Below are 25,619 nucleotides of genomic sequence, written 5' to 3' on the forward strand. Positions count from 1 at the left end.
ATCTAATAGAAAACTTTGAAAGTTGAATTAAGCATGAACATATAGTCTTATTTACTTTTCCATTACCGGTATCCAAACTTCGCTTCTATAATCCTTTGCCTGCATATCTCCTGGCAAGTACACCTCAAATTCTGGTCCATCTGCATGCTCATATTTTGTTGCTGGAAACCACTCAGAAAAAATTCTTCTTGTAACTTCTTGCAAAGCATCCGGCATCGGTCCAATACTTTCAAAAACTGCAAAAGAAAGTTTAGGTACTTCTATAACACTATAATTATCAATGCCACAAAGCTTGTCACCTTCAACTACTATGCTGTAATCAAAATCTTGCGTCTCCATATTAAAGTTGCTGCAAACTCCCATAACTCCAAGCTTACCTTGATTTCTTTCAAGTATATCATATTTCCCACTTTTACAAACCTCATCCCAAAACTTAGGTATACCCCTAAAATTATCTCCATTTTTGCTATTAAAACGTCTTGTTATTCCTACAACTTTAAAACTTTCTTTAACTTCAATCTTATAATTCATCTTTTCTTCTCCCTTTACTGTTATTTGAAAAGATATTGGTGGGATAGCCTTAAGATTCTTTCTGTTTTTTCTAGCTTCAGACGGAGAAACTCCATGTAGTCTTTTAAATGCCTTTGCAAAAGCTTCTGGTGTTTCGTAACCATATTTATAGGCTATATCTATTATCTTAAGTTCACTAGAGACAACATCTTTAGCTGATAATGACAATCTCCTTTCCCTTATATAGTCTCCAACTGTAAAGCCAGTTAATATTTTAAATATCCTAAGAAAATGAAATTTTGACATATGTGAAGCTTTTGCAACATCCTCCGAAGCTATATCCTTATCCAAATTTTGCTCAACATAATCCAAAGCATTATTCATATCTGCTATCCAGTTCATTTATCTCTTCCTTTCAAAACAAATTATAAGCTATATAAAAAAAAGTATCCTGTCCTGCATTGCTTAAGAATGACAGACTTTATTTGGCAACTACATGAAGGTTTCATAATGCACCTTTAGAGGTTTTACAAGTAATTTTTAAACATTAAGAGCACAGTGAAAGCTCTTAGCTCTTTAATTCTTTATTATCCTTTATCAAATAAACGATTAAGAATCCTATTAAAATAATCAACGTAACTGCAAGTCCACCTTCTGGTCCCACTAATCCACCATTGATAATGTTAATGCCCGTAAGCTTTGTATCATATATCCCCCTAACTAAATTTCCACTGTTAGGAAGCCCCCACACATTTCCCTCAAAATAATCCCACATTGCATGAAAGCCTATGGGAAGCCATATGTTGATTTCTAATGCCATATATGAAAAAAGTATACCAATCAAAACTACATTAACGAAAAAAAGAGGAGTTACATTTGGATTGCCAAAATGAAGTGCAGAAAATATTACAGAAGATATAATTACAGCCATTAAACTGCCATTTTTCTCATAAATGCTTCTTAGGCAGTATCCTCTGCAAAATATTTCTTCTGCAAATCCAACCATAATAAATAACACTATATCAAGCAGCGTTCCTATAGTAATATGCGGCTTAAATATACTTCCTGCAAAAGAAATATTCCCTGAAGCTAAAAGTATAACAAAAACAGCACTTATACTAGCTACTCCAAATAATAATCCAATTATAAAATCCCCAACTGATTTTCTTTCATGAGTAAAACCCATCTTATTAAGCGATTTTCCTTCTACAACCTTCCACATAAAAATTGGAACTGCAATAAACATTATTTCTTGTGTATACTTGCTAAGAGATGGTGGTAATATTATGCTAAATATAATAGTAGGTATAATAATAATTTCAAAACAAATTAAAATTCTAACACCAGTTTTTAATTTTAAATATTTATCTCGTAAAGTTAACTTTTCTCCCATAAGCTTACTCCCCATAACTTTATATTTTCTATTTCATTATTATACTCGGTTTACCTTCTGTCAACTCTTTAAAAGTAGCAATATTAATAAAATAAGCTATGTCTAAAATGAATGGAAAAATCACCATTTATTTAAAACATAGCCTAAAAATCAAAAAGTTAAGATACACATTTCTAAATTGTCCAATGCCTTACATTAAGGCTTACTTCCCCATTTTGCGCGAAAAAAATCACATCATTACTACCCTTACTTGGATAAATTCTAGAAGTAAAAACCTCTTGTCCATCATTTACGAATATTTCAACAGAAGATTTGTCCATAAATACATTTAGTTTTAACTTGCCAGAAGCCTTTACCTTACACTTCCTAACTCCATCCTTATGAAAACCATCTTTACTTCTATCTAAAACAAGTTTTTCTTCCTCACTATCATAATAAAATAAAGTTTCTTCTTTCTTGTCCTTATTACACCTTAATTTTAACCCAAAACTTTGAACATTTTCATAAAAGAATTCACATAGAAGCTCGTAACTATCTCCTTCTATATTTTTAAGCTGTATCTCTTCATTGTTCAAAATTATTCCGTCATATCCCATTTCATCTTTTCTTAACAGACGCATTTCCTCTACTGGCTTTTGAATTATTTTATTTCCTTTTAATTGAAGTTCTCTAATAATAGTCAAACAATGCAGCCAGTGTTTTTCTATAGTTGGACTATTCTCCTCATCAGGAAGTCCCATCCATCCAATAACAAGTGTTCTTCCTTTGCTATCCTTAGTTACCTGAGGTGCATAAAATTCAAAGCCCCTATCAAACTCAGTAAAATCACTATAACTCATTTTACCTGTATTATAGTCTAACTTTCCAGTTAAATACCCACATTGATATATATTATTATAAAAATCCCCTTCAGCTTTAACCCCCTGTGGACAAAATAAAAGTATATCCTTATTTTTTATACTAAATAAGTTTGGACATTCCCACATATATCCCAAAAAACTTAGTTTCCCTAGATTAGCACCTGCAGCCTCTCCAATTTTGTTCCATGAATATAAATCCTTAGAACTATATATTACTGCAGCTCCCCTTTTTTCTTCTGTCTGGGCTCCAATTATTGCATACCAAAAATCATTATGCTGCCATATCTTAGGATCTCTAAAATGTCTTGTGTAGCCCTCTGGCTGATTACTTATAACTGGATTTTTTTTATCCTTTTCAAAGCTTACCCCATCTAATGTTTTTGCAAGGCACTGATACGTTTCTCTATTTCCAGCTATATCTTTTACATTACCTGTGTATACTAAAACAAGTTCATCATTAACATTTACAGCACTTCCAGAATAACAGCCTTGACTATCATACCAATCAATAGGTGCCAAAGCTGGAGGTAGCCTGTCCCAATTTACTAAATCTTTGCTTTTTACATGTCCCCAGCATACTATTTTATTAGGCTCAGGATAAGCCGGGTTATACTGATAAAATAAATGATACTCTCCTTGAAAATCAATAAAACCATTGGGATCATTCATAAAGCCTACTGGACACATTAAGTGATAGTTTTGTCTATAATAATCATTTTCTACTACTTTTTCATACTTATCTTCATATTTTTTTACTAATTTTAAAAATTCTTTGTTATCCATCTATATCTCAACCTTAACTAGGTCTTCACCATTTTTTATTTCACCAGATTTTTCTGTGCTTACAAATTTCATGTCATCAGAATTAGTTACTATGAGCATTGTTATTGGAGATTTTGCTTTTTCTTTTACTAGTTCAAGATTAAATTGAACTAGCTTTTGTCCTTTTCTAACCTCATCTCCATCCTTTACAAACCCTTCAAAGCCTTCTCCATTCATCTTAACTGTATCTATACCTATATGAATTAAAATTTCCATTCCACTTTTTGTCTTTATAGCAATAGCGTGTTTAGTTTCAAACAAATGTACTATTGTTCCAGTCACTGGAGAAACAACTATGCCATCCTCAGGTTCAACTGCAATTCCTTTTCCAAGAAGTTCATCTGCAAAGGTTTGATCTGGAACCTCCTTAAGCTGAATAACTTTACCGCTAATTGGAGCTGCCAGCATTTCAATTTTATTTGAAGCCTCATCAGCTTTAATATCATTTTTTATTATATCTTCCTCGCTATTCTCCTCATTCTTTTGTTTAATTCCAAGAATACTTCCAATGATAAATGCCGAAGCAAAGGCAAGCACAAGCCCTATTAAGTAATTTGCAATATTTCCTTGCCTAACTATAGCTGCACCTGGTATGCCTGTAACTCCAACAGCTGTCATTCCAACCTTCATAAATACTACATAACCTCCGCCAATTGCACCACCTAAAGCTCCAGCTATAAAAGGCTTTACAAATCTAAGGTTAACTCCGAAAATTGCTGGTTCTGTAATTCCAAGTAAGCATGAAAATGATGCTGGTGCTGCGATTGCTTTTACTTTTTTATCTTTTGTTTTAAAGTAAACCGCAAGTGCTGCTCCACCTTGAGCTATATTTGCCATTGACCATATTGGCAAAAGAAAGTTTACTCCTATTGATTTATTTGTAAGAAGACCTGCTTCTATAGCATGAAAACTATGATGAACTCCTGTTATAACTATGAGAGAATAAAGTCCTCCAAATAATATTCCAGAAAGAAAACCCGCACTGTTGTATAAATGCTGAAGTCCAAAGGAAATTCCATCTCCTATAAGTCTTCCAAATGGACCTATTACTATTAGAGCAAAGAAAGCTGTAACCATCAAGGTTATAAATGGTGTTATTAAAATATCTAACACCTCAGGTACAATTTTTCTTACACCTCTTTCTATATACCCCATAACCCATACAGATATAAGTATTGGAAGCACTGTTCCTTGGTAACCAACCATTCCTATGTGAAGCCCAAAAACATTAATTGTCTGTTTTATTCCGGAGCCTAATGTCCACGCATTTTGAAGATTGGGGTGTATCATTATAGCTCCTAATGCCGCAGCAAGAAAAGGATTTGTATTAAATTGCTTTGCAGCACTAAATGCAATTAATACTGGCAAAAATACAAATGCAGCATTTGAAAACATATCTAAGAGTACATATATTCCACTTTTAGAATCTACCCAATGAAAGGTATTGAACATTCCCAAAAGTCCCATGAGAAGACCGCTTGCAACTATTGCAGGTATTATTGGAACAAATATATTAGATAGCATTCTTGCAAATCTCTCAAAGGGGTTCATATTCTTCATAGCAGCTTGTTTTGTATCACTTAAGCTCGCTTCATTAATTTTAGTTCCTTCAACAAGAGCTCTATACATCTTGTTTACTTTGCCTTGGCCTATTATTATCTGAAATTGACCAGAGCTTGTAAATACTCCTTTAACATCATCTAACTTTTCAATTTTCTTTGCTTGCACTTTCTTTTCGTCTTTTATGACAAGCCTAAGTCTTGTAGCACAATGTGTTGCACTTATTATGTTTTCTTCTCCACCCAAAAGAACTAGTATTTCCTTTGCGGCTTTACTATATTCCATAATCCTTCCTCCATCCATTTTCATTAGATTTTGCTTTAAATAACAATTTTAGTTTATAAAAAAAAACCTAAACTGAATTAAACATACTCTTTAAAGTACATTTAAAGATAAACCACCCTGAAACTTGAAATTTATTTGTACCAAAATGTCGTCTTCTGGGCATTATGGTGCACATGAATTTCAATAGTTGAAGCGGTTTATCTATAATTCAATTTAGGTTTTGCCTGCTATATGTTAAACTTTACAGTAACAATCCCAATATTAACTTTCTTTGTGTCTTAAACTTGACAGTATTCTTTGAATGTGAAGGGTTAAATAAACCAATTCTCCATCATTCACATAATAATCATAATTTTTTTCTATATAAGCTTTAATCTTGATTGTGCATTTATATGCTTCTTTATAATTCTTTTTAACAACTTCTAAAAAATGTTCATCATTATCATCATATGTGTCATTTTTAGAAACCACTCTTTGCGCAAAAAACTTAAGATGTGTTAAAAGCCTATCATAGGAAATATCATTTTCATTAAATTCTATTGAATAAAAATATTTTATTATATTTAAAATTCTTTGAACTATTTCTGTTATGCTTATAGTGTTATTCATATTTTCATTTAAAGAAGCATCTATAAAATGCATAGCAATGAAGCCTGCCTCATCATCATTAAACTTTATTCCAAGTTCTCTCTCAATGTATTCTAAAGCCCACAAACCAATGCTATATTCTTTTTTATAAATTCTTTGTATATCCCAAAGCATATTATTTTTAATTTCAATGCCAAGTTTATACCGCTTAATGGCAAAGGCTAGATGATCTGTCAACGCTATATAAATATGTTCATCAAACTTAGTTTCTAGTTTTCTAGCTGCAAAGCTTATTATTGCTTCTGAAACTTTTAAATATTCCATGGGAGTTTCATGAATAAGCGCTTGAAATTTTTCGTTTTCATTTTCATTTTCAATTACAAACACCTTATCTATCTTGCTCTCATTTATGATATCACCAACCTTTTTTTGAAAGGCAATTCCTTTTCCCATAATAACTTTTTCCAGCTTTGTAGTTTCATCTAATGTTGTAACAGCATTATTGTTCAGTATTTTCTTTATAATCATTTTTATCACTCCGTAAGCAAACTTATAAAAATTGTAACATATTATATACGAAGTTAAAAATCTCAAAAAAGTAAAACCCAAATTAAAACAAACTATATCACATATAATTTACTTTAATTTGGGTTTTGCCTGCTTATCAGTTACAATCCCTTATATTAACTTTACTTATTGATGATAACATTTTCACTATCCAATGTCAACAGTTCATTAAAAAATTTATATTTTCCATTTTATTATTATGCTTAAATTTCCATCAATAAGCTCTGCGTAAATTGAATTTCCCATCTGCTCAACTAATTCCTTAGTTATAGTTAGTCCAAGACCTGTATTATTCCCATTTCTCGTTCTATCCGCCATAAAAAATCTATCAAACAAATGCTCACAATCTTCTTTTTTTAAATCCGGTGCTGCATTTTTAAAACTCATTATAACAAAGTCCCCATGATTTTTTAAACTTATTTTAGTTGATTTCTTCGCATGTCTTATTATATTTAAAGTTAAATTTGAAATTACACGCTTTACAGCATTTTCATCTGCAGTTATTTCCGGAAGCTTTTTATCTATCTCAATAGACGGCTCTATTCCTGCCTTTAAAAAATCATTATAAAAGGAAGCTAATATATCACATAAAACTTTAGACAAATCTATGCTTTCAGCCTTAAATTTATATTCATAAGACTCCAGCCTTGATAGATCATAAAAGTTTTCTATCAACCCCTGAAGATTTTTAGCCCTCTTTTTTACTATTTCAATATATTCTTTTTTTTCGCTGTCAGATAAATTATCATCCTCTATTAACTGCATATATCCTATTATTGAAGTAAGTGGGGTTCTAAGATCATGTGATATATTAGCGATAGACTCTTTCATATCTGAATTCATTTTTTTATATTGTACTTTAGTTTCAATTTTTTCATCTAGGCTTTTATTTATTTCTAATACTAAACTTTTAAGATTTTTAGAAGATGATGACATTAATACCTTTAAATTAGTTTCCGTATTATTAATTTCTTTAAGCATGTTTGCTATGTTACCAATTTCTTTGTTTAAAAAAGTATATAGGGCGACAAATAATATGAGCAAAACTACAATTATAATGATTATTAATATTTCCACTAAATCACCCCATCTTATTGCTACTTAACGTCCTTTTTAGAAAACCATACTACACTTAAACTTAAACATACTACAATATATACTAATCCAACAGCAACAGCCCAAAAAACGTCTCCTTTATTAACCCCGTTATAAGTACTAACTAAACTAATGCAGCCAGTTATTAAAAAATAATTAATTTTAGCAATATTCTTATCTATAATACGTGACAGAAGGTTAATAACTATTGGTAAAATTAGAAATATACCAATGTAACTATAAATAAACGAATTATAACTATTCACAAAAATACTAATAAGCAAGCCTACAGCTATAACTGCAACCCAAAGTAAAATTCCCGCACAATATCTAGTTGCAATTATATTAAAATACGTACTAGGGCTAATCCGATTAGAATAATGCCCAATTCCAAAAATTACTGCGCTGCTTATAAAAAATGTAATCAGTGCAAAAAAGTAGGTTATAAAGGCTAATATAATAATTGCTATAAACTTGCCAAAAACAAGTTTGCTTCTTGACATTCCAAAACTAACAACATTTTTCAATGTTCCATTTTTATATTCCTCGGTATAAATCATATCTACTATCATAACAAGTAATACTATGGGAAACAGCAGTAAATAATCAGTTACAGGTACTGCTATAGCATTTATAAGCGTTACATTATCCTTTGTTCCAACAAGTTTTAATAAAATATTTACCCCCAACGCTAATGCCGCAAGTATACCAGTAAAGAAATAAAAATATTTTCTATTAAAGGTTCTGTAAAGCTCTGCTTTTATATAATTAAGCATTTTTATTGCCCCCAATCAAATTAATGAAATAATCCTCTAGATTAAAGCCCATTTGATACATCCAAAATAATTTTATTCCACGCTCAATAAGCATTTCAGATACAATATCAGGTTCATCTATTTTTTCATATAATCTTATTTCATTACCACTTCTAACTTCATACTTTCTACATCCAAATTCATTTTCAATTACAATAGATGCCTTTTCTGTGTCATTAACTTTGATTGATAGACAGTTTTTACATTTCTCCTTTAATTCTTTAGCAGATATTTGCTCTACAAGTTCCCCCTTATTAATAAAACCATAGTTAGTTGCAAGCTGAGATAATTCTCCTAATATATGGCTTGATATAATTATGGTGGTGTTTTTTTCTCTATTTAATTTAAGTAAAATATCCCTTATTTTCTTAATTCCTTCTGGATCAAGGCCATTAATTGGTTCATCCAGTATAAGCAAATCTGGACTTGCCATTATAGCTAAAGCTAATCCCAAACGCTGCTTCATTCCAAGGGAAAAATTCTTAAACTTTTTATTTCCTGTGTCATTTAGTCCAACAAACTCAAGTGCAAAATCAGTTATATTCTTTTCCACAATACCTCTTTGAATCCTGTAATATTCAAGATTTTTCCTTGCAGATAAATAAGGAAAAAAACAAGGTGTTTCAATTATACTGCCACTTCTCATCCTAGCCTTGCCTAAACCTTCTTTAGAAGTTTCATTGAACAATTCAATTTCTCCACTAGTTGGATTTGAAAGTCCACATATCATTCTAAGTAAAGTAGTTTTACCAGCACCATTTTTTCCAACAAGTCCGTAAATTTCTCCTCTTTTTACTTCAATATTCAAATTATTAGCTGCAATTTGATTTCCATATTGTTTGGTCAAACTTTTAGTTCTTAGCACAACCTCAGACATCTAAATCAACTCCTTTTCTTGTATATTAAGCTACTAAATACAAGAAAGTTTTAAAAAAGTATTAAGAAAGTATTAAATCTAATCTCCAATTTTGAAGCCTATTCCCCAAACTGTATGAATGTATTCTGTATCTGGATCAACTTCTGCTATCTTAGATCTAATTTTACTAATGTGGACATTTATAGTATTATCGTCATCCATATAGTTACCGCCCCAAACAGTTTCAAATAAATTTGACTTTGTAAAAACCTTACTCGGATAACTTAAAAGCATTTCAAGTATTGAAAGTTCCTTTGCAGTTAAATAAATCTCTTTTCCTTTTACCTCAACCTTAAGAGTTTCCTTATTTAATATCAGGTTTTTATATTTTAAAATATTTTGGCTTCCATTTGCCTTAGAAAAGATCATGTATCTTCTAAGCTGGGCTTCAACTCTTGCAAGTACTTCGTTGACATCAAAAGGCTTGGACATAAAATCATCTGCTCCAAGCTTTAGCACATCTATTTTAACATCTTGTCCTATCTTTGCTGATATGACTATAATCGGCATAGTTTTAATTTTTCTTACTTTAGCTATAAGTTCTTCACCAGTTACTCCAGGAAGCATCAAATCAAGTAAAATTAGCTGAAAATCATATCTTTCAAGGCACATTTCAGCTTCTGAACCAGAATATGTACATCTTACATTATAGCCTTCTTTAGTAAGAATTTTTTTTAGCAAATTATTTATATCAACATCATCTTCTGCAATTAAAATATTTATATTTCCTTTCATTTATCATTACCTCTTTGACTGTTTTTTAAATCAAATATTTTTTTATCTATTTCATATGCACCTTCTCCTAAATATAAATCTTTACCAATCTTATTTTTTAACTCTAATATATAATCATAATTATCAGTTATATCTACTGTATATTTAAGAAGTTCAAGAGTATAAATTATATATTCATTGTTTCTCATCATTAAATTTTTTTCATAAAAATTGTACATGTCTAATGCTTGTTCCCTTTTTCCTTCTATAAGTTCCAAATACAAAATAATACTATGTATAAAGTCTAGAAGATAAAACTTGTTGCTTTTATTAAATTTGCTGTCATTTATAATATCATTTTTCTTTAGAATAACATACTGCATAGACTTTACAGTATTATCTGGTAGCTTATCTACAATTCCTTTAACATGATATATAATCATGAATGTATTAAAAAATATTTCTTTTCCAATGTCATTTTGAAAATCCCTATAGGCAATACTTTTTACATTTTCTTTGATTGCAGTAATCAAATACTTGTAATCCTTTAACTTTTCAATGCCTTTATAATTTTGTACCGTCAATATCAACTCATATGCTGCTTCCATTTCATTTTCTTTTATAGTTTTAACTTTTTTTCCTCTTCCATAACGCATAGATATTATTCCAAATATTGTAGACATTATAGCTGTGATTATTAAAAACTCTTTAAAATAACCATCACTTATTTGGTTACATGTAAAAATTAAAACTATAAGTATTACGCTAAATATAAAACTCATAGAAATACTTTCAATGTAAGCCATAACAAATTTTTTTCTTACTGCTTGAAATTCTTCTTCTGAATTAATTTGAGGCAAATCAACTCCAGAAATATTGCCACAAAAATTTTGGTGCCATTTCATTTTAAACCTTACTTTTAACCTACCTTTAGCTTTAAAAAATGTGAATGGTCCAAAGTATATTATGTGCGGGCAAATTCCATTAATTGCCCCAAATAATATGTAACTGAATTCTCTAACTATGATGCACACTGCCAATCCCAAAGGAAAGCATAGAAAAAATATAAATTCTGATATGAAATTCTTGTTAAAAAACCTTATTCCTATAAAAAATAAAATCATACTAGCAAAAATCCATTTAATAAATCTTTTCACTTTTTTATCTCCTTTTACTAAATGTATTTATCTTATTATATTACTATATTTTTGTATAGTTTAACATTAATTTTTATTATAAACTATATTTAAAATAAGCCCTTATGCTAAAATATCTTTATATACTAAAATTAAAAAATGGAGGAATTTTCAATGTACAAATACATATTATTCGACTTAGATGGAACACTTACAAATTCCAAAGAAGGAATAACAAAATCTGTCCAATACTCACTAAACAAATTTGGCATATCAGTTCAAAACTTAGATTCTCTTGAAAAATTCATTGGTCCACCACTAAAAGATTCTTTTATGGAATATTACAATTTTGATGACACCAAAGCTGAAGAAGCGGTAAAATACTACAGAGAATATTTTAGTAAAAAAGGATTATTTGAAAATGAAGTTTATCCTAACATAGAATCCATGCTAACAAGATTAAAAGAAGTAGGATTGCATTTGATTGTTGCTACATCAAAACCAACTGTTTTTTCAGAGAAAATATTAGTTCATTTTAATCTAATTAAATTTTTTGATGCTGTAGTTGGAAGTACACTAGACGGGTCAAGAAGCAAAAAAGCTGATGTAATAAAATTTGCTTTAGAGGAAAATAAAATTAAAGCGAGCGAAGCACTGATGATTGGTGATAGAGAACATGATATTTTAGGTGCAAAGGATAACAACTTAGCTTGCATAGGTGTTACTTATGGCTTTGGTTCTTATAATGAACTCCAAAAAGCTGGGGCCAACTATATTGTAAACACTGTAGATGAAATAGCAGAGAAAATCATTTCACTAAACAAGAGAAATGTGTTTGTTATAGGGGATAGTGTTTCTATACATTAAAGACCTTTCCTAAAGAAAATGATAAAAGATAAATTTAATTATAATAGAAAACGCGGTATGGACCAAGCATTAGTAGATTTAGATAATCATATTGGCTCAAACGCTGGTGACAGTAGAGTTGTATTTAGCTTATTTAAAAGAAGAAGTAAGAAAACTACAAGCTGCATTTATTGCCAGATATTTAAACTGCTTTTTGTTACATATTTTTAATAATTATCATCAAAAATTATTACAAATTTGTACAAAATGGAGGTATAATAAAACTTATAGGATAATAATGGGGTATCGTGCTAGTAATTTTTTAGTTCAATGCTCATTAAACAAAAATAAACTATAAGGATGTGAACCTATGGAAAACAGTGCATTAAAAGACCACGTAAGAAAAGTAAATAAAATACTAATAATTTTATCTTGGATTATTCTTCTTGTAGGATCAGTTGAACTTTTTACAAATTCCAAATTTATGATTGCCTCAAGCTTTGAAATCACAATTGAACTTATAGGTATTATAGTTCCTACCATATTATTTTATTTCAAAAAAAATGGATATTTAATAGCTGGTATAATGTGTTTATCTAAATTTGTTGCTATGTACCTAAATTCACTCATGAAAATGGGACCAACTATGGGAGTCATACACCTAATATATTTATTCATAATTATCTGCTATGCTGCTCTTTATCTTAACGAAAAATTTATTGTAATGGGAGGTATAATATATGATATTTGTGCTATTATATTATATCTTGTTACTAATTTTGCCAAGCTTCCTGATTTTGTTTTAACTTTCGGTATACTAAACATTTGTATGATACTTTTGTTCTTTGTAACAAAATGGGGACATGAATTAATTAAAAATTCCTTTAAGAAAGAAGCACATGCAGAAAAAAATTCTGATAATTTAAAAGATATTCTTAAATCCATTAGTGATAATACTTTGAACCTTCATAACGATATTACTGATAGCATGAATAACCTTGACTTTACCAAAAATTCAAGTGAAGAATTAACAGCTACAGTTCAAGAGGTAGCAAACGGTGTTACAAATCAAGCGCAGAGCATTTCACAGATAAATGAAGCTATCAATGCTGCCGATGACAAACTTAACAAAACTGCTGAATTTTCAAATAAAATGTCAAAGGTATCAAAAGAATCAACAAATATTCTTATTGCCGCATCAGATAAACTGGGCAACGTTAGCAGTCAAATGCAAATAATAGATACCACCGTAAAAACTTCCTTAAACACAATCAGTAATCTTGAAGAAAGCATTGAAAGCATTAACAGTTTCCTAGTAAGCATTACTGAAATTGCCAGCCAAACAAATTTACTTGCCCTCAATGCTTCAATCGAAGCTGCTAGAGCTGGTGAACACGGAAAGGGTTTTGCTGTTGTTGCTGATGAAATTAAAAAACTTGCTGAAGATAGTACAAACACTGTGCAGCTAATAAATAAAATTATTGAAGACGTAAAAGTGAAAGTAGATGATGTCATTTCAGCAGCACAAAATGGAAATGATGCAGTTAAAGTTGGAACACAAATGGGCCATGAAGTTAATGATAGCTTTAATAATATAAAAGCTTCCTTTAAAACAATTGACGATTATATTGAAAAAGAACTGGACATGGTTAATAATACAAAATCTATATTTGAAAAGGTACGTACGGAATCAGAAAATATAGCAAGCATATCAGAAGAAAATTCTGCCGCTACAGAGGAAATGTTTGCAACCTTTGAAAATCAAAATGCATCAATTCAAGATTTATATGAACATATAAAAAAGATACAGATTTCAAGCGAAAACCTAACAAAAATAGGGAAATAACAGTGCTTTGTAACATAAAAAAAGTCCTATAAATCTAAGGCTTAAAAATTGTAAAATACTAAGATACTTCAATAACTCGCTATCGCTCAAACAGATTGAAATATCTAAGCATTTTACAATTTTCGAGCCAAGATTTATTAGGATTTTTTTTAATCGTTCCTTCATCACTGTTATTTCCCTTACGCGGTAATGCAAGGAAAAAATTCCTCCGTACCTACGGAATTTTGGGTGAGAATTTTTATAATCCATTATTTATTTTTCGTATTATAAAAATATAAATAAAATTGGTCCAATAAGTTCTAAGCTTTATCTAAGTAAAAGAGAAGGTAAATCTACCTTCTCTTTTACTCTCCACTCTGTTTTTTAGAAACATTTTTAGTAGCAACAACATTAATGCCTGTACCTAGCACATTTTTTATAATAACATCTCCTATCTTAACAGGAGCAGTCATAGTAACTTTATTAATTTCCTCCATGCATTTCATAGTTATTCCTTTTGGGATTGCTTTTTCGGTTTTTACTGGAACTACGGGTATATCGGAACCATTAACCTTAACTGTTGAAGTTATTATTCTAACAGGATTTGTAACCTCGCCAGCTCCATATTCTGCTCCTCTAGGGCAGCTATTTCCACTTACAGTTAAGCTTTTATCATCAACCTTTAAGTGACAACCTCTTGGACAGCATATGCATATTAATTCTCTTTCCATATTACTCACCATCCTCTAATGATATTGTTACATCATTTTTAATCTTGTTAAGGATTACCTTGCTTAAAATTATTTTTTCCATTTCTGATGGTGCTAAATGTTCTCGCTTAAATTTAGCTATAACTTCCTCTCCACTTCTAACTACTAAGACTTTGTTATGATATATATTGTTCACTCTCATAAATATAGTTAATTTATCTTTAACATCATCTACATCAAGCTTTTGGGGAACTGTATAATTTACATTTTTGCCGTTTATTATATTTACATATTTATCTTTTTTTAGTTCATGCTTAATATATCTCGCCGCTGAAGCACCTGTGCGTTTTGATTCTTCTGTTACAAAATCAACTAAGTCATGGACATGCACTACATTACCACAAGCAAATATTCCATCTACAGATGTCTCCATACTTTCAGTAACACTTAAACCATTTGTTCTTTTATCTAATTCTATTCCCGCTTTAGAGGAAAGCTCATTTTCTGGAATTAGTCCAACTGATAATAACAAGGTATCTACAGCAAATTCCATTTCTGTTCCTTTAATTGGCTTTCTATTTTCATCTACTTTAGCTATTATAACTTTTTCAACTCTTTCTTTTCCTATAATATCTACTACCGTATGCGATAAATATAATGGTATATCGTAATCCTTTAGACATTGAACTATATTTCTATTTAGTCCATTTGAATATGGACACAACTCAACAACTGCTTTAACCTTTGCCCCTTCAAGCGTCATTCTTCTTGCCATTATAAGTCCAATATCTCCTGAACCTAAAATAAGAACTTCCTTGCCGGGCATATATCCTTCTACATTGATATACCTTTGAGCTGCACCTGCAGTAAATACACCAGATGGTCTATCTCCAGGTATATTAATGGCACCTCTTGTCCTTTCCCTACAACCCATTGAAAGAATTATAGCCTTAGCCTGAAGCTCCATATACCCTTCCTCTGAATTTACTGCATAAACCTTTTTATCCTTAGTTATTTCTAATACCATAGTATTAAGCTTAACCTCAATATTAGTGTTTTTAACCATTTCTATAAATCTATCTGCATATTCAGGTCCTGTAAGTTCTTCTTTAAAGGTATGAAGTCCAAAACCATTATGAATACACTGATTTAATATTCCACCTAATTCTCTATCTCTTTCTAAAATCAAAATATTTTTTATTCCGCTATTGTATGCCTCATACGCTGCTGCAAGACCCGCTGGTCCTCCACCAACTACTATTAATTCATAATTCATAGCTATCCCTCACCTTCTACTTAGTTTTCCCCACTAAGATATAAGAACCATCCTTTTCTAACTCCACACTTTCTAAAGGTATATTATATTCTCTTGCAATTATTTCTTGAACTCTTGGACCACAAAAGCCACCTTGACATCTTCCCATACCAGGTCTGCATCTCCTTTTGATTCCATCTAAAGAAAGTACTCCAAAGCCTCTCTTTATTGCAGCAACAATTTCTCCTTCTGTTATACTCTCACATCTGCATATTATTCTTCCGTATTTAGGATCTTCCTTTATTAATTTAGCTTTTTCTTCGGCTGATAATTCCATAAAATGAATTTGTTCTCTCTTTGCTTCAAAGTTTTCTTTTTTGTCTAGCGTGCAGCCAGCTTCACCTAATATTTTAACCACATCTAGAGCAATAGCAGGTGCTGAAGATAACCCTGGTGATTTCATTCCTGCTGCATCAACAAATCCTTTAACTTCATCATTTTCTTCAACTATAAAATCTTCCGTACTTGGATTAGCTCTAAGTCCAGCAAAATTTCTTATAGTTTCTCTAAAGTTAATCTTTTTAGTTGAACGCATAGAAGCTTCTCTTACAGCATCTAAGCCCTTAGCCTCTGTTCCTAAATCCTCCTTATCTTCTATATCCCTAGCATCTGGACCAACTAACAAATTTCCATGAACCGTTGGAGTTACCAAAATTCCTTTTCCTAATTTTGATGGGCATTGAAATATTGTATGACTCACTACTTTTCCTTGACTTTTATCCATCACAAAATACTCACCGCTTCTTGGAGTTATTTTAAAACTTTCTCTGCAAATTAAATTATGAATTTTATCTGCATAAACTCCTGCTGCATTTACAATAAACCTAGCTTCAATAATATCTCCATCCCTAGTGCCAATTTTAAATACATCCTTTTTTTCTATAGAAACAACCTCTTTTTTCAGCTTAATTTCTCCACCATTTTGAACTGCATTTTCAGCAAGTGCAATCGTATATTCAAAAGGTCCCACTATGCCACCAGTTGGAGCATAGAGTGCTCCTTTTATTTCTTCACTAAGGTTTGGCTCCATTTTTAAAACCTCTTCCTTAGCTAAAATTTTTAAATTCTTTACTCCTATTTTAGTTCCATTTTCATAAAGCTTCTTTATTGTTTCCATATCTTCTTCATTAAAAGCTAAAACCAATGATCCATTTCTTTTAAACGGTACGCTTAATTCTCTGCATAAGGCTTCAAACATTTCATTGCCTTTTACGTTGTACTTTGCCATTAAGGTTCCTTCTTTAGGATCATAACCAGCATGGACTATAGCTGAATTTGCTTTGCTTGTTCCCATTGAAACATCCTTTTCTTTTTCTAAAACAACTACCTTTAAATTATATTTAGTTAGCTCTCTGAATATAGAGCACCCAATAACACCAGCTCCAATTATTGCAACATCATACATATTGCATCCTCCTTATTGTGATAAATAAAAAAAGCCAAGCTAAAAACAGATGATAAATCACCTTGTTTTTTTATGCTTGACTCTAAATCTCTAAGCAATTGTATTAAATTATACTTTATATTATACACTGTTTAAACATGCTTGTAAAATAAATAAGCAATTTAAAATAAACTTTTCTAAGCATAGCGTTGAAAATTTATCCTTAACTGTAAACTATCATCTATAAACTATTCACATCTACCTGTAAGCTGTCAACTCTCAATCGTCAACTGTTGCACTCCCAACCTTCTGCTCTTTTAACTGCTTTCTTCCAACCTTCATATAACTTTTCTCTTTTTTCCTTTTGTAAATTAGGGATATAGGTTTGACTTACGTGCCACTTTTTAGCAATTTCATCTTTTGATTTCCAAAAGCCTACAGCAAGCCCCGCCAAATACGCTGCACCAAGAGCTGTTGTCTCAGTTATTATAGGTTTTACAACCTCCGCCCCTATAATATCAGCTTGAAATTGCATTAATAAATTATTTCTACTAGCCCCTCCATCAACTTTAATTCTTGTAAGTTTACACCCTGAATCTTCCTCCATAGCATCTATGATATCTCTAGATTGATATGCAATAGATTCAATTGCCGCCCTAATTATATGGTTCCTATTAGTACCTCTTGTAAGCCCCAAAATAGCTCCTCTTGCATACATATCCCAATATGGAGCACCAAGACCGGTAAATGCTGGAACAATGTAAACACCTCCATTATCATCTACCTTTTTAGCAAAATATTCTGTATCTGCAGCATCATTAACTAATTTTAATTCATCTCTAATCCACTTAATAACAGCCCCACCAGCAAATACGGATCCTTCTAATGCATACTCAACTTTTCCATCTAGTCCAATTGCAATAGTAGTTACCAATCCATTTTTACTTTGAATCATTTTTTCTCCCGTATTCATAAGTAAAAAACAGCCTGTTCCATAAGTATTTTTAACACTGCCTTCTTCAAAGCAAGTTTGACCAAACAAAGCGCACTGTTGATCTCCTGCCATACCTGCTATTGGAACTCTTATGCCACCTGTACCTCCAAGATTTGTATATCCATAAACTTCAGAGGAATTTTTAACCTCTGGCAGCATTGCTTTTGGAATATTAAGCTTTTTTAAAATCTTTTCATCCCACTTTAATTCTTTTATATTATAAAGCATAGTTCTAGATGCATTGGTGTAATCGGTTACGTGAGTTTTACCATTTGTAAGCTTCCACACTAGCCAGGTATCAATTGTGCCAAACAGTAATTCACCTTTTTCAGCTCTTTCCCTTGCGCCCTTCACATTGTCTAATATCCATTTTATTTTTGTAGCTGAAAAATATGCATCTAAAAGCAGCCCTGTATTTTCTTTTATATATTCTGCAAACTCTTTATCTTTCTTTAATTCTTCAACTATAGCTGCTGTTCTTCTGCACTGCCATACAATAGCATTATATACAGGCTCTCCAGTATTCTTATCCCAAACAATTGTTGTCTCCCTTTGATTAGTAATACCTATTGCTGCTACATTTTCTTGAGTTATATTTGCTTTTGCCATTACCTCCTGCAAAACACCATACTGACTTGCCCAGATTTCTAAAGGATCATGTTCAACCCACCCTCTATTTGGATAAATTTGAGTGAATTCTTTCTGACTAATCTCCAATATATTCTGTTCCTTGTCAAATATTATTGCTCTTGAACTTGTAGTCCCCTGGTCTAAGGCTATTATATATTTTTCCATATACCGCGCCACCTTCCTTCTCTTACTCTACATATTCCAAATCTCTTTCTTGGTTGTAGATACACATGCTGCCCCTGAACTCAAAGCTTGCATTACCTCTTCTTTAGTTTCAATTAAACCACCAGCAACAAGTGGTTTATTAGAATACCCTGCAATTATTTGAAGTACCTTAGGAATAACCCCTGGCAGCACTTCTACTGCATCACATTCAGAAATTACATGATTTTTTACACTAGCTAATGAAAGAGTATCAAAAACAAAAACCCTTTGAACTCCTAACAAATCATACTTGCTAGCAAGCTTAACAACTTGTGCTTTAGTGCTAATTATTCCCTTAAACTTTGTTTCTTCTTTAATATATCGCATAACAACTTCTCTGTTAGCTGATAATCCTTCAATTAAATCAATGTGGACTATGCCTATTTTATTTTTAGCTGCTATTATATTACTTATTTCCTTAATATTCATTATATCGCCAAACAAAACAAATATAATTTCAATTTGTGAATTTATTGCTAATTCTAATTGCTCCTTATTTTTTACTGCTGCTATAACTGGATTTTGCTCTAATAATTGCTCAGTATTCATAAACATCACTCATTCTTTTTATATATTTTTAGTTACATGGAAATTAAATCTTTAAAATCACAATCAACAAATAATGTATAATTCCCATCAATGTTATTGTATTTTATTTTAGCAGTTTTTTGCTCGATATCATAGTGCCATCCAAATTTACTTGCTTCCCATTCTTTTTCGTCAAGGAACATAGGAAGTTTTTTATCCGCCAGTTTAACTTGCTTTGGAGCCATATCTTTGCAAACTACATTCACAACCATTTCTTTAACTTCTGTTTTATAATTACCTTCTTTATTAAAATTAATTTTTATTCCATTTTTATTATTAATACTTATAGTTGTTTTTAAATATTCACCCTTCTTATAATCATTTGTAACACCATCATCTTCATATAATACAAAACTTGCTTCCTGTGATGGTTCTACTAAAAGTTCAAGCTTTTCAATAGAATCCTTATGAAGATTCATTAGATTTTCACACATAGGAACAATTGCTCCACTTCTAAAGAACATAGGAATTGAAGCTAAAGAAACCTCAAATTCTACTGTTTGTCCCCCTTGATATACTTGTTTTGTGTACCAGTCAAACCAAATAGCTCCTTTTGGTAAATATACCTTTCTTGTTTTTGCACCTTTTTCAAGAACATTGGCAACAAGAATAGAACTTCCAAGCATAAAATCAAAGCTCTCAGAAAGCAGCCTTTTATCCTCTGGAAATTCATACACTAAAGGTCTCATAATAGGATTTCCCTCTACAGAAGCTTCGTATAATAAAGAGTACATGTATGGCACTAATTTATATCTAAAATTTATGGCATCTCGTATGTATTTTGTGCAAGATGCATACATCCAAGGCTCTGTAACAGTATTATCGGTATTACAAGAATGTATTGAAAATCTTGGCTGAAATATTCCATTTTGAACCCATCTTACAAACAATTCTGGTTCAGGTACTTCTCCATAGAATCCACCTATATCGCAGCCCTGGTTTGCTACTCCTGAAAGCCCTAATCCAAGTATTACAGGAATATTAAACTTAAGACTCTTCCAGCTTGTACTGTTGTCGCCTGCCCATGTTTGAGCATAACGCTGTATACCTGCAAAACCGGATCTACTGATTATATATTGTCTAGCATTTGGATAAACTTCTTCTACTGCCTCATTTGCTACTAACGACATTAAATTTGTCATTATAGGTCTAAAACCATTTATCTCATCTCTCATCCCTTCAACACAGCATACAGCATCCTGGTTATTTATATCATATTCATTATTATCATTCCATATTGATGTAATTCCAAGAGAAACTAAAGAAGCTTTTAAATGTTTTTTCCACTCTTCTCTTCCTTTAGGACTCGTAAAATCTACGAAGGAAGCATGACCTCCCCAGTATCTTTCCATTTGAGATTTTTCCCCTGTTTCGTCCTTTATATAAGCATCTGCTTCATCAAATTCCTTGTATAAAGGATGAGAATTTAACATTCCCGGTTTTATATTAGGCACTAAGGAAGCACCCTTTTCTTTCATTTGCTCAACAAAAGCTTTAGGATCACTAAATCTATCATGATTCCAGTTAAACACATATCTCTTATTATCTTTCGATGAAGTGTAACCTGAAGATAAAAAGAAACCATCACAAGGGATTCCTTCCTCTTTGCATCTATCTAAAAACTTTAAAATAGTTTTATCTGAATCTTTATCTAGTTCTGTATAGTACATTGTTGAGCCCATGTAGCCTAGAGAGTATCTTGGAGGCAATTTAGTTTTTCCTGTTAAATCGGTATAATTTTTTACTACAGACTTTATTGTAGGCCCATATATGAAAAATACATCTAACTCACCACCATCAGCACAAAAATAACTGTAATCCTTCCAATAGCCTGTTCTCTCAGAGCCAACATCAAAAATTGAATCATAGGAATTATTATAGAACATGCCAGTTGCTATATTACTTTTACTATTAAACTTAACATAAAAAGGTATATGCTTATATAAAGGATCTGTATACTCTGAATCATAGCCATAGGTGTCAAAATTATGCATTCTCATTCTTCTTTTTCTTTTATTTAAATATCCAGATTTTTCACCAAATCCATAAAAGTAATCTTCATCTTCCATGCAGGAATAATGATATAATCTTCCGAGAGAATCTTTCACATAAGCTTTTTCCCTTAAGTCTGAATGTAGTACATTGCCTTTTTTATCTAAAATCTCTATTCCAAAAGGCTCTTTATAAATTTTTATATTTAATTTTGTTGTAGCCAATGTAATACAATCATCTGAATCTTCATATTTACTACTAAGTGCTTCTATTCTTATTCTTTCTTTAGCTAATAACTCGTCAGTTTTATCCTTCCACGCAGTCATAACTAAAGCATAGGAAGCTTCCTCTTTAAACTCTTTATTAAAAGTACAGCGGATTCTTACTATATCATCAGTTAAAAGTACAATTCTATATATAGCTGCATTAGTAGTTACTTCTAAATAATTATCAATATTTTTGACACTTATAATTTTATTACTTACCTTCATAATGTCATCCTCCTGTCATATTAATCTTACTTATACACTCATATAGATAGACAAGTTGAAAGATATAAATTACTAATACTAAATTTGCCCTGTAAAATTATGGTTCAACTCAAAGTACAACTGACAGAGTACAGAGCACAGTAAAGGTGGATTTACCTTTCGTTTCTCTCAGGTAAATCTTTAATTATAACTAATGATGTTCAGCTTTGCTGAACTAAATAAATAGGCAGTCTAAAAAAATTGGCGTCAGCATTAGTTTTAAGACTTTCTGTAGTGAAACGGAAGAAAGTCATCATTCACTGTACTCTGTCAATTGTACTCTGTACTCTAGGGAAAATCATAGATTCCAAGGATAAACTTGGACACTGTAATTTTAATATTCCAAGTTGTCTATCTGTATAATGTATTTAACAAATTCTATTATTCCATCCTCAACTTCATCTCTAATATCGAGATAGTTAAGTATTTCATGTCGGTATCCTGGATAAATCTTTGTTCTTACCATATGCCCCGTTTCTGCAAGCCAATTTTACACAGCATATACTCCTTCCCCATAATTTCCTACATGATCTGCAATCACCTCTGGATCACTACAAACCCACTCGCTTCTCGAGGTTATAGGATTTTCCTCATAACGTTTTGATGTCCACATCCATCCCATAAGCTTCTCCTCATAATCAGCAGCACTTTCTTCTCCTTTGCCTTCATCTATTAGCTTTTTTAAAGTAGAAATAAGTGGTGCTGCTGTCTTAAATACTCCTGGTGTTCCACATAACATCAATCCGTCAATTCCATCACCATAAGTAGCTGCATAACATCTTACAATCATTGAAAACACTTTTCTTGAAATGCCATTTTTATTTCTCCTCTACATACCAATTAAATCAAACTTTTCACAGGAAACTACAATGTCAAAATCATTTTTTATAGATTTTTTACATTTTAATAAAATTGTCCTATCTGACAAATCGTAATACCATCCCTGTTCAGACTTTTCAAATGAAGTCTTATTAAGGAAACGCGGTATATTTTCACCATCTACTGTAACCCAGTATGCCCCTTTCTCCTTGCTTATAAGCTGAACTTTAAGATTTGATATTTCATTTTCATAACTTCCAGTTGTTTTAAATGAAATTTGTTTACGTGCCTTACCACTCACCTTAATTTCGGTATATTGATATACCCCTTTTTCAAAATCATTGCTTACACCATCATCATCATATAAGTAAAAACTACTATCGCCTTCTGCACCAATCAGAATATTTAAATTTTTCATTTTATCGGTTGTAATATGTTTTACATCTTCACTTGTTACAAAAATCCCACTACCACGAAGGAACATAGGAATACTATTAAGTGTAACTGGGATTTCAATTACCTGTCCACCTTCGTATTCATGCATATTATCATTCATATCATACCATTTGCAGCCTTTTGGCAAATAAAGCTTTCTTGAAACTGCTCCTTTTTCAACTACATTTGCCACTAAAACTGATGATCCAAACATAAATGTACTATATTTATCCTCATAACAATTGATATCATCCTGAAATTCCATAAGCAATGGCCTCATTATTGGCTTACCAGTAATATGTGCCTCATACATTAAAGAATATAAATATGGAAGCATTCTGTAACGCTGAGTATATGCATTGCGTACAAATTCATTATACTCTTCATACATCCAAGGCTGAGTAACAGTATTATCATTATTAGCTGAATTAATGCAAAATCTTGGTTGAAATATACCATTCTGTATCCATCTTAAAAGAAGTTCACCTTCAGGAGCACCTCCTGCAAAGCCTCCTATATCACAGCCATTATTTGCAACTCCAGATAACCCCATACCCATAATTGTGTCTATATTAAATTTTAATGTACGCCAATCAGTTAGATTATCTCCTCCCCAAGTTTGAGCATATCGCTGAACTCCAGCAAATCCAGCACGATTTATAATATATGGACGGCAATTAGGATACATTTCAGAAACAGCCTTTTTTGCAGTATATGCCATCATATTTGAATGCATAATTTTAAGCTCTGCCATAGTTCCTTTTCCACCATCAAAATCGCATATAGCATTACGGTCTTCAACACCATCGTATTCACAATTATCATTCCATACAGTTGTTACTCCCTTGCTTAATATAGTTTTCTTAAGTAAAGTTTTCCATATTTCTCTTCCTGATGGTTTAGTAAAATCTATAAATCTTCCTATGCCACCCCACCAGCGACCCAAATAATCTTTATTACCATCTGGATCTTTAATAAATGCAGCTGCCTTTTCAAACTCATCCTTATAAGGATGGTTAGGCAAAATACCAGGCTTCAAATTTGGAATTACATTAATACCTTTTTCATTCATATTTTTTACGAATCCATCAGGATCAGGGAATCTTTTTTTATTCCAGTTAAATGTATATCTTAAATTATCCTTTTCTCCCGATGAATAACCAGAGGCTACTTTAAAATTATCTATATACATTTTTTCTTCAAAATACTTTTCAATGACTTCATATATTTCCTTATCACAATCTTTTTCAAGTTCAGCATAATACATTGTAGAAGCAGTATATCCAAGACTCTGTTTAGGCGGCATAGCCTGTCTTCCTGTAAGCTTTGTGTAATTATCTAGAACCTCACTAACTGTTGGTCCATTAATGAAGAATAAGTCAATATCTCCTCCATCAGCCTCATAATAACTATAACGTGCCCAATATCCACTAATTTCATTTCCCATATCAAAAGTTGAATCGTAGGAATTATGATAGAATAAGCCTAAAGCATGTTTATTATTATTGTTTAATTTTATATAAAACGGAATATGCTTATACATAGGATCACCAAACTCTGGATCATGTCCGATCGCATCCTTAGGAGACATACGCATTCTTCTACCTAATTTATCTAAAGTTCCAGTTTTCTCGCCAAATCCATAAAAGTGATCATTTTGTGGATCTATTTGATTGTAATGAAAAATTCTGCCTATGTGATCACGCTCAAAGGCTCTTTCATGAATATCATTATATAATTTTTCTCCATTTAATTTGTAGATAGAAAAGTATAACGGTGATTTAGTCATAACGAGTTTTAATGTTTTTGTGCAAAATGTAATTTCTGTTTCTGTTTCTTCAAACGGAATATCTAATGCATTTATTCTCTTACGTTCTTCATGAAATAAATGATCTAAACGATCCTCCCACGCTGTCATAACTAATGTATAAGATTCTTCTTCCCACCTTTTATCAAAAGATACTCTCACACGTATAATATCATCCGTCATAAAAATAATTTTTATATCTGCTGAATCACCTTTAACATAATAGCCATTTTCAATCTTTTTCATTGACAAAAACTTTTTTAATAACATAAAACTCCA

Annotated in this window: 22 protein-coding genes; 3 read left to right on the forward strand and 19 right to left on the reverse strand. The window is 31.4% G+C overall.

What is annotated here, in order from left to right; genetic code table 11:
- Positions 1-51 precede the first annotated feature (51 nt).
- From ACJDT4_RS16320 to ACJDT4_RS16365, 10 genes are all read right to left on the reverse strand, one after another.
- Complete coding sequence (locus ACJDT4_RS16320; RefSeq protein ID WP_406788648.1) at positions 52-912, reverse strand: AraC family transcriptional regulator; 861 nt, start codon at positions 910-912, stop codon at positions 52-54.
- A 166-nt stretch (positions 913-1,078) separates the two neighbouring features.
- Positions 1,079-1,903, reverse strand: coding sequence for a CPBP family intramembrane glutamic endopeptidase (locus tag ACJDT4_RS16325; RefSeq protein ID WP_406788649.1), 825 nt, complete (start codon positions 1,901-1,903; stop codon positions 1,079-1,081).
- 173 nt (positions 1,904-2,076) lie between these two features.
- Positions 2,077-3,546, reverse strand: a complete 1,470-nt coding sequence (locus ACJDT4_RS16330; RefSeq protein WP_406788650.1) for a glycoside hydrolase family 32 protein — start codon at positions 3,544-3,546, stop codon at positions 2,077-2,079.
- Positions 3,547-5,430 carry a sucrose-specific PTS transporter subunit IIBC gene (locus ACJDT4_RS16335; protein WP_406788651.1) on the reverse strand — a complete coding sequence of 628 codons (1,884 nt, stop codon included), beginning with the start codon at positions 5,428-5,430 and terminating at the stop codon, positions 3,547-3,549. It lies immediately after the preceding gene.
- Positions 5,431-5,691: 261 nt separating this feature from the next.
- The gene (gene licT / locus ACJDT4_RS16340) at positions 5,692-6,546 is read right to left on the reverse strand and encodes a BglG family transcription antiterminator LicT (RefSeq protein ID WP_406788652.1); all 855 of its coding nucleotides are present in this window, start codon (positions 6,544-6,546) and stop codon (positions 5,692-5,694) included.
- 216 nt (positions 6,547-6,762) lie between these two features.
- The gene (locus tag ACJDT4_RS16345; protein WP_406788653.1) at positions 6,763-7,662 is read right to left on the reverse strand and encodes a sensor histidine kinase; all 900 of its coding nucleotides are present in this window, start codon (positions 7,660-7,662) and stop codon (positions 6,763-6,765) included.
- A 20-nt stretch (positions 7,663-7,682) separates the two neighbouring features.
- Complete coding sequence (locus ACJDT4_RS16350; protein ID WP_406788654.1) at positions 7,683-8,456, reverse strand: ABC transporter permease subunit; 774 nt, start codon at positions 8,454-8,456, stop codon at positions 7,683-7,685.
- On the reverse strand, positions 8,449-9,372 hold the full coding sequence (locus ACJDT4_RS16355; RefSeq protein WP_406788655.1) for an ABC transporter ATP-binding protein: 924 nt from the start codon (positions 9,370-9,372) through the stop codon (positions 8,449-8,451). Before ACJDT4_RS16355 ends, ACJDT4_RS16350 begins: the two co-directional genes overlap by 8 nt.
- Before the next feature lie 78 nt (positions 9,373-9,450).
- Positions 9,451-10,146, reverse strand: coding sequence for a response regulator transcription factor (locus tag ACJDT4_RS16360; protein WP_406788656.1), 696 nt, complete (start codon positions 10,144-10,146; stop codon positions 9,451-9,453).
- Complete coding sequence (locus ACJDT4_RS16365; protein ID WP_406788657.1) at positions 10,143-11,282, reverse strand: hypothetical protein; 1,140 nt, start codon at positions 11,280-11,282, stop codon at positions 10,143-10,145. The genes ACJDT4_RS16360 and ACJDT4_RS16365 overlap by 4 nt, the downstream gene beginning before the upstream one ends.
- 153 nt (positions 11,283-11,435) lie before the next feature.
- Between ACJDT4_RS16365 and ACJDT4_RS16370 the strand changes: the two genes are divergently transcribed.
- From ACJDT4_RS16370 to ACJDT4_RS16380, 3 genes are all read left to right on the forward strand, one after another.
- Positions 11,436-12,128, forward strand: coding sequence for an HAD family hydrolase (locus tag ACJDT4_RS16370; protein WP_406788658.1), 693 nt, complete (start codon positions 11,436-11,438; stop codon positions 12,126-12,128).
- 57 nt (positions 12,129-12,185) lie between these two features.
- On the forward strand, positions 12,186-12,338 hold the full coding sequence (locus ACJDT4_RS16375; protein WP_406788659.1) for a hypothetical protein: 153 nt from the start codon (positions 12,186-12,188) through the stop codon (positions 12,336-12,338).
- 139 nt (positions 12,339-12,477) lie between these two features.
- Positions 12,478-13,953 carry a methyl-accepting chemotaxis protein gene (locus tag ACJDT4_RS16380; RefSeq protein ID WP_406788660.1) on the forward strand — a complete coding sequence of 492 codons (1,476 nt, stop codon included), beginning with the start codon at positions 12,478-12,480 and terminating at the stop codon, positions 13,951-13,953.
- A gap of 344 nt (positions 13,954-14,297) precedes the next feature.
- On the opposite strand, the gene ACJDT4_RS16385 is transcribed toward ACJDT4_RS16380, so the two are convergent.
- The 9 genes from ACJDT4_RS16385 to ACJDT4_RS16425 form a co-directional block, all read right to left on the reverse strand.
- On the reverse strand, positions 14,298-14,663 hold the full coding sequence (locus ACJDT4_RS16385) for a DUF1667 domain-containing protein (protein ID WP_406788661.1): 366 nt from the start codon (positions 14,661-14,663) through the stop codon (positions 14,298-14,300).
- A 1-nt stretch (position 14,664) separates the two neighbouring features.
- Positions 14,665-15,918 (reverse strand): NAD(P)/FAD-dependent oxidoreductase, encoded by a 1,254-nt coding sequence (locus ACJDT4_RS16390; protein WP_406788662.1) that lies wholly within the window; start codon positions 15,916-15,918, stop codon positions 14,665-14,667.
- 16 nt (positions 15,919-15,934) lie between these two features.
- On the reverse strand, positions 15,935-17,362 hold the full coding sequence (locus tag ACJDT4_RS16395; protein WP_406788663.1) for an NAD(P)/FAD-dependent oxidoreductase: 1,428 nt from the start codon (positions 17,360-17,362) through the stop codon (positions 15,935-15,937).
- A 265-nt stretch (positions 17,363-17,627) separates the two neighbouring features.
- Entirely contained in the window at positions 17,628-19,130 is a 1,503-nt protein-coding gene (gene glpK, locus ACJDT4_RS16400; protein ID WP_406788664.1) for a glycerol kinase GlpK, read from the reverse strand.
- A 27-nt stretch (positions 19,131-19,157) separates the two neighbouring features.
- Positions 19,158-19,718: a glycerol-3-phosphate responsive antiterminator gene (locus ACJDT4_RS16405; protein ID WP_406788665.1), complete on the reverse strand. Its 561-nt coding sequence runs from the start codon at positions 19,716-19,718 to the stop codon at positions 19,158-19,160.
- A 32-nt stretch (positions 19,719-19,750) separates the two neighbouring features.
- On the reverse strand, positions 19,751-22,240 hold the full coding sequence (locus ACJDT4_RS16410; RefSeq protein ID WP_406788666.1) for a glycoside hydrolase family 31 protein: 2,490 nt from the start codon (positions 22,238-22,240) through the stop codon (positions 19,751-19,753).
- 373 nt (positions 22,241-22,613) lie between these two features.
- Positions 22,614-22,745, reverse strand: a complete 132-nt coding sequence (locus ACJDT4_RS16415) for a hypothetical protein (protein ID WP_406788667.1) — start codon at positions 22,743-22,745, stop codon at positions 22,614-22,616.
- A gap of 24 nt (positions 22,746-22,769) precedes the next feature.
- Positions 22,770-23,069 carry a hypothetical protein gene (locus ACJDT4_RS16420; protein ID WP_406788668.1) on the reverse strand — a complete coding sequence of 100 codons (300 nt, stop codon included), beginning with the start codon at positions 23,067-23,069 and terminating at the stop codon, positions 22,770-22,772.
- Between the two features lie 39 nt (positions 23,070-23,108).
- The gene (locus ACJDT4_RS16425; RefSeq protein WP_406788670.1) at positions 23,109-25,610 is read right to left on the reverse strand and encodes a glycoside hydrolase family 31 protein; all 2,502 of its coding nucleotides are present in this window, start codon (positions 25,608-25,610) and stop codon (positions 23,109-23,111) included.
- Between the last annotated feature and the right edge of the window lie 9 nt (positions 25,611-25,619).

This window comes from Clostridium neuense (assembly GCF_045310695.1).
Taxonomy (GTDB): Bacteria; Bacillota; Clostridia; order Clostridiales; family Clostridiaceae; genus Clostridium_S; species Clostridium_S neuense.

Bases quoted from the DNA above. Each gene is read 5' to 3' on its own strand.
- ACJDT4_RS16330 (WP_406788650.1), bottom strand. From the start codon at position 3,546: ATGGATAACAAAGAATTTTTAAAATTAGTAAAAAAATATGAAGATAAG.
- glpK (WP_406788664.1), bottom strand. From the start codon at position 19,130: ATGGAAAAATATATAATAGCCTTAGACCAGGGGACTACAAGTTCAAGA.
- ACJDT4_RS16350 (WP_406788654.1), bottom strand. From the start codon at position 8,456: ATGCTTAATTATATAAAAGCAGAGCTTTACAGAACCTTTAATAGAAAA.
- ACJDT4_RS16425 (WP_406788670.1), bottom strand. From the start codon at position 25,610: ATGTTATTAAAAAAGTTTTTGTCAATGAAAAAGATTGAAAATGGCTAT.
- ACJDT4_RS16320 (WP_406788648.1), bottom strand. From the start codon at position 912: ATGAACTGGATAGCAGATATGAATAATGCTTTGGATTATGTTGAGCAA.
- licT (WP_406788652.1), bottom strand. From the start codon at position 6,546: ATGATTATAAAGAAAATACTGAACAATAATGCTGTTACAACATTAGAT.
- ACJDT4_RS16390 (WP_406788662.1), bottom strand. From the start codon at position 15,918: ATGAATTATGAATTAATAGTAGTTGGTGGAGGACCAGCGGGTCTTGCA.
- ACJDT4_RS16325 (WP_406788649.1), bottom strand. From the start codon at position 1,903: ATGGGAGAAAAGTTAACTTTACGAGATAAATATTTAAAATTAAAAACT.
- ACJDT4_RS16395 (WP_406788663.1), bottom strand. From the start codon at position 17,362: ATGTATGATGTTGCAATAATTGGAGCTGGTGTTATTGGGTGCTCTATA.
- ACJDT4_RS16410 (WP_406788666.1), bottom strand. From the start codon at position 22,240: ATGAAGGTAAGTAATAAAATTATAAGTGTCAAAAATATTGATAATTAT.
- ACJDT4_RS16360 (WP_406788656.1), bottom strand. From the start codon at position 10,146: ATGAAAGGAAATATAAATATTTTAATTGCAGAAGATGATGTTGATATA.
- ACJDT4_RS16375 (WP_406788659.1), top strand. From the start codon at position 12,186: ATGGACCAAGCATTAGTAGATTTAGATAATCATATTGGCTCAAACGCT.
- ACJDT4_RS16415 (WP_406788667.1), bottom strand. From the start codon at position 22,745: ATGGTAAGAACAAAGATTTATCCAGGATACCGACATGAAATACTTAAC.
- ACJDT4_RS16420 (WP_406788668.1), bottom strand. From the start codon at position 23,069: ATGATTGTAAGATGTTATGCAGCTACTTATGGTGATGGAATTGACGGA.
- ACJDT4_RS16355 (WP_406788655.1), bottom strand. From the start codon at position 9,372: ATGTCTGAGGTTGTGCTAAGAACTAAAAGTTTGACCAAACAATATGGA.
- ACJDT4_RS16385 (WP_406788661.1), bottom strand. From the start codon at position 14,663: ATGGAAAGAGAATTAATATGCATATGCTGTCCAAGAGGTTGTCACTTA.
- ACJDT4_RS16370 (WP_406788658.1), top strand. From the start codon at position 11,436: ATGTACAAATACATATTATTCGACTTAGATGGAACACTTACAAATTCC.
- ACJDT4_RS16380 (WP_406788660.1), top strand. From the start codon at position 12,478: ATGGAAAACAGTGCATTAAAAGACCACGTAAGAAAAGTAAATAAAATA.
- ACJDT4_RS16335 (WP_406788651.1), bottom strand. From the start codon at position 5,430: ATGGAATATAGTAAAGCCGCAAAGGAAATACTAGTTCTTTTGGGTGGA.
- ACJDT4_RS16405 (WP_406788665.1), bottom strand. From the start codon at position 19,718: ATGAATACTGAGCAATTATTAGAGCAAAATCCAGTTATAGCAGCAGTA.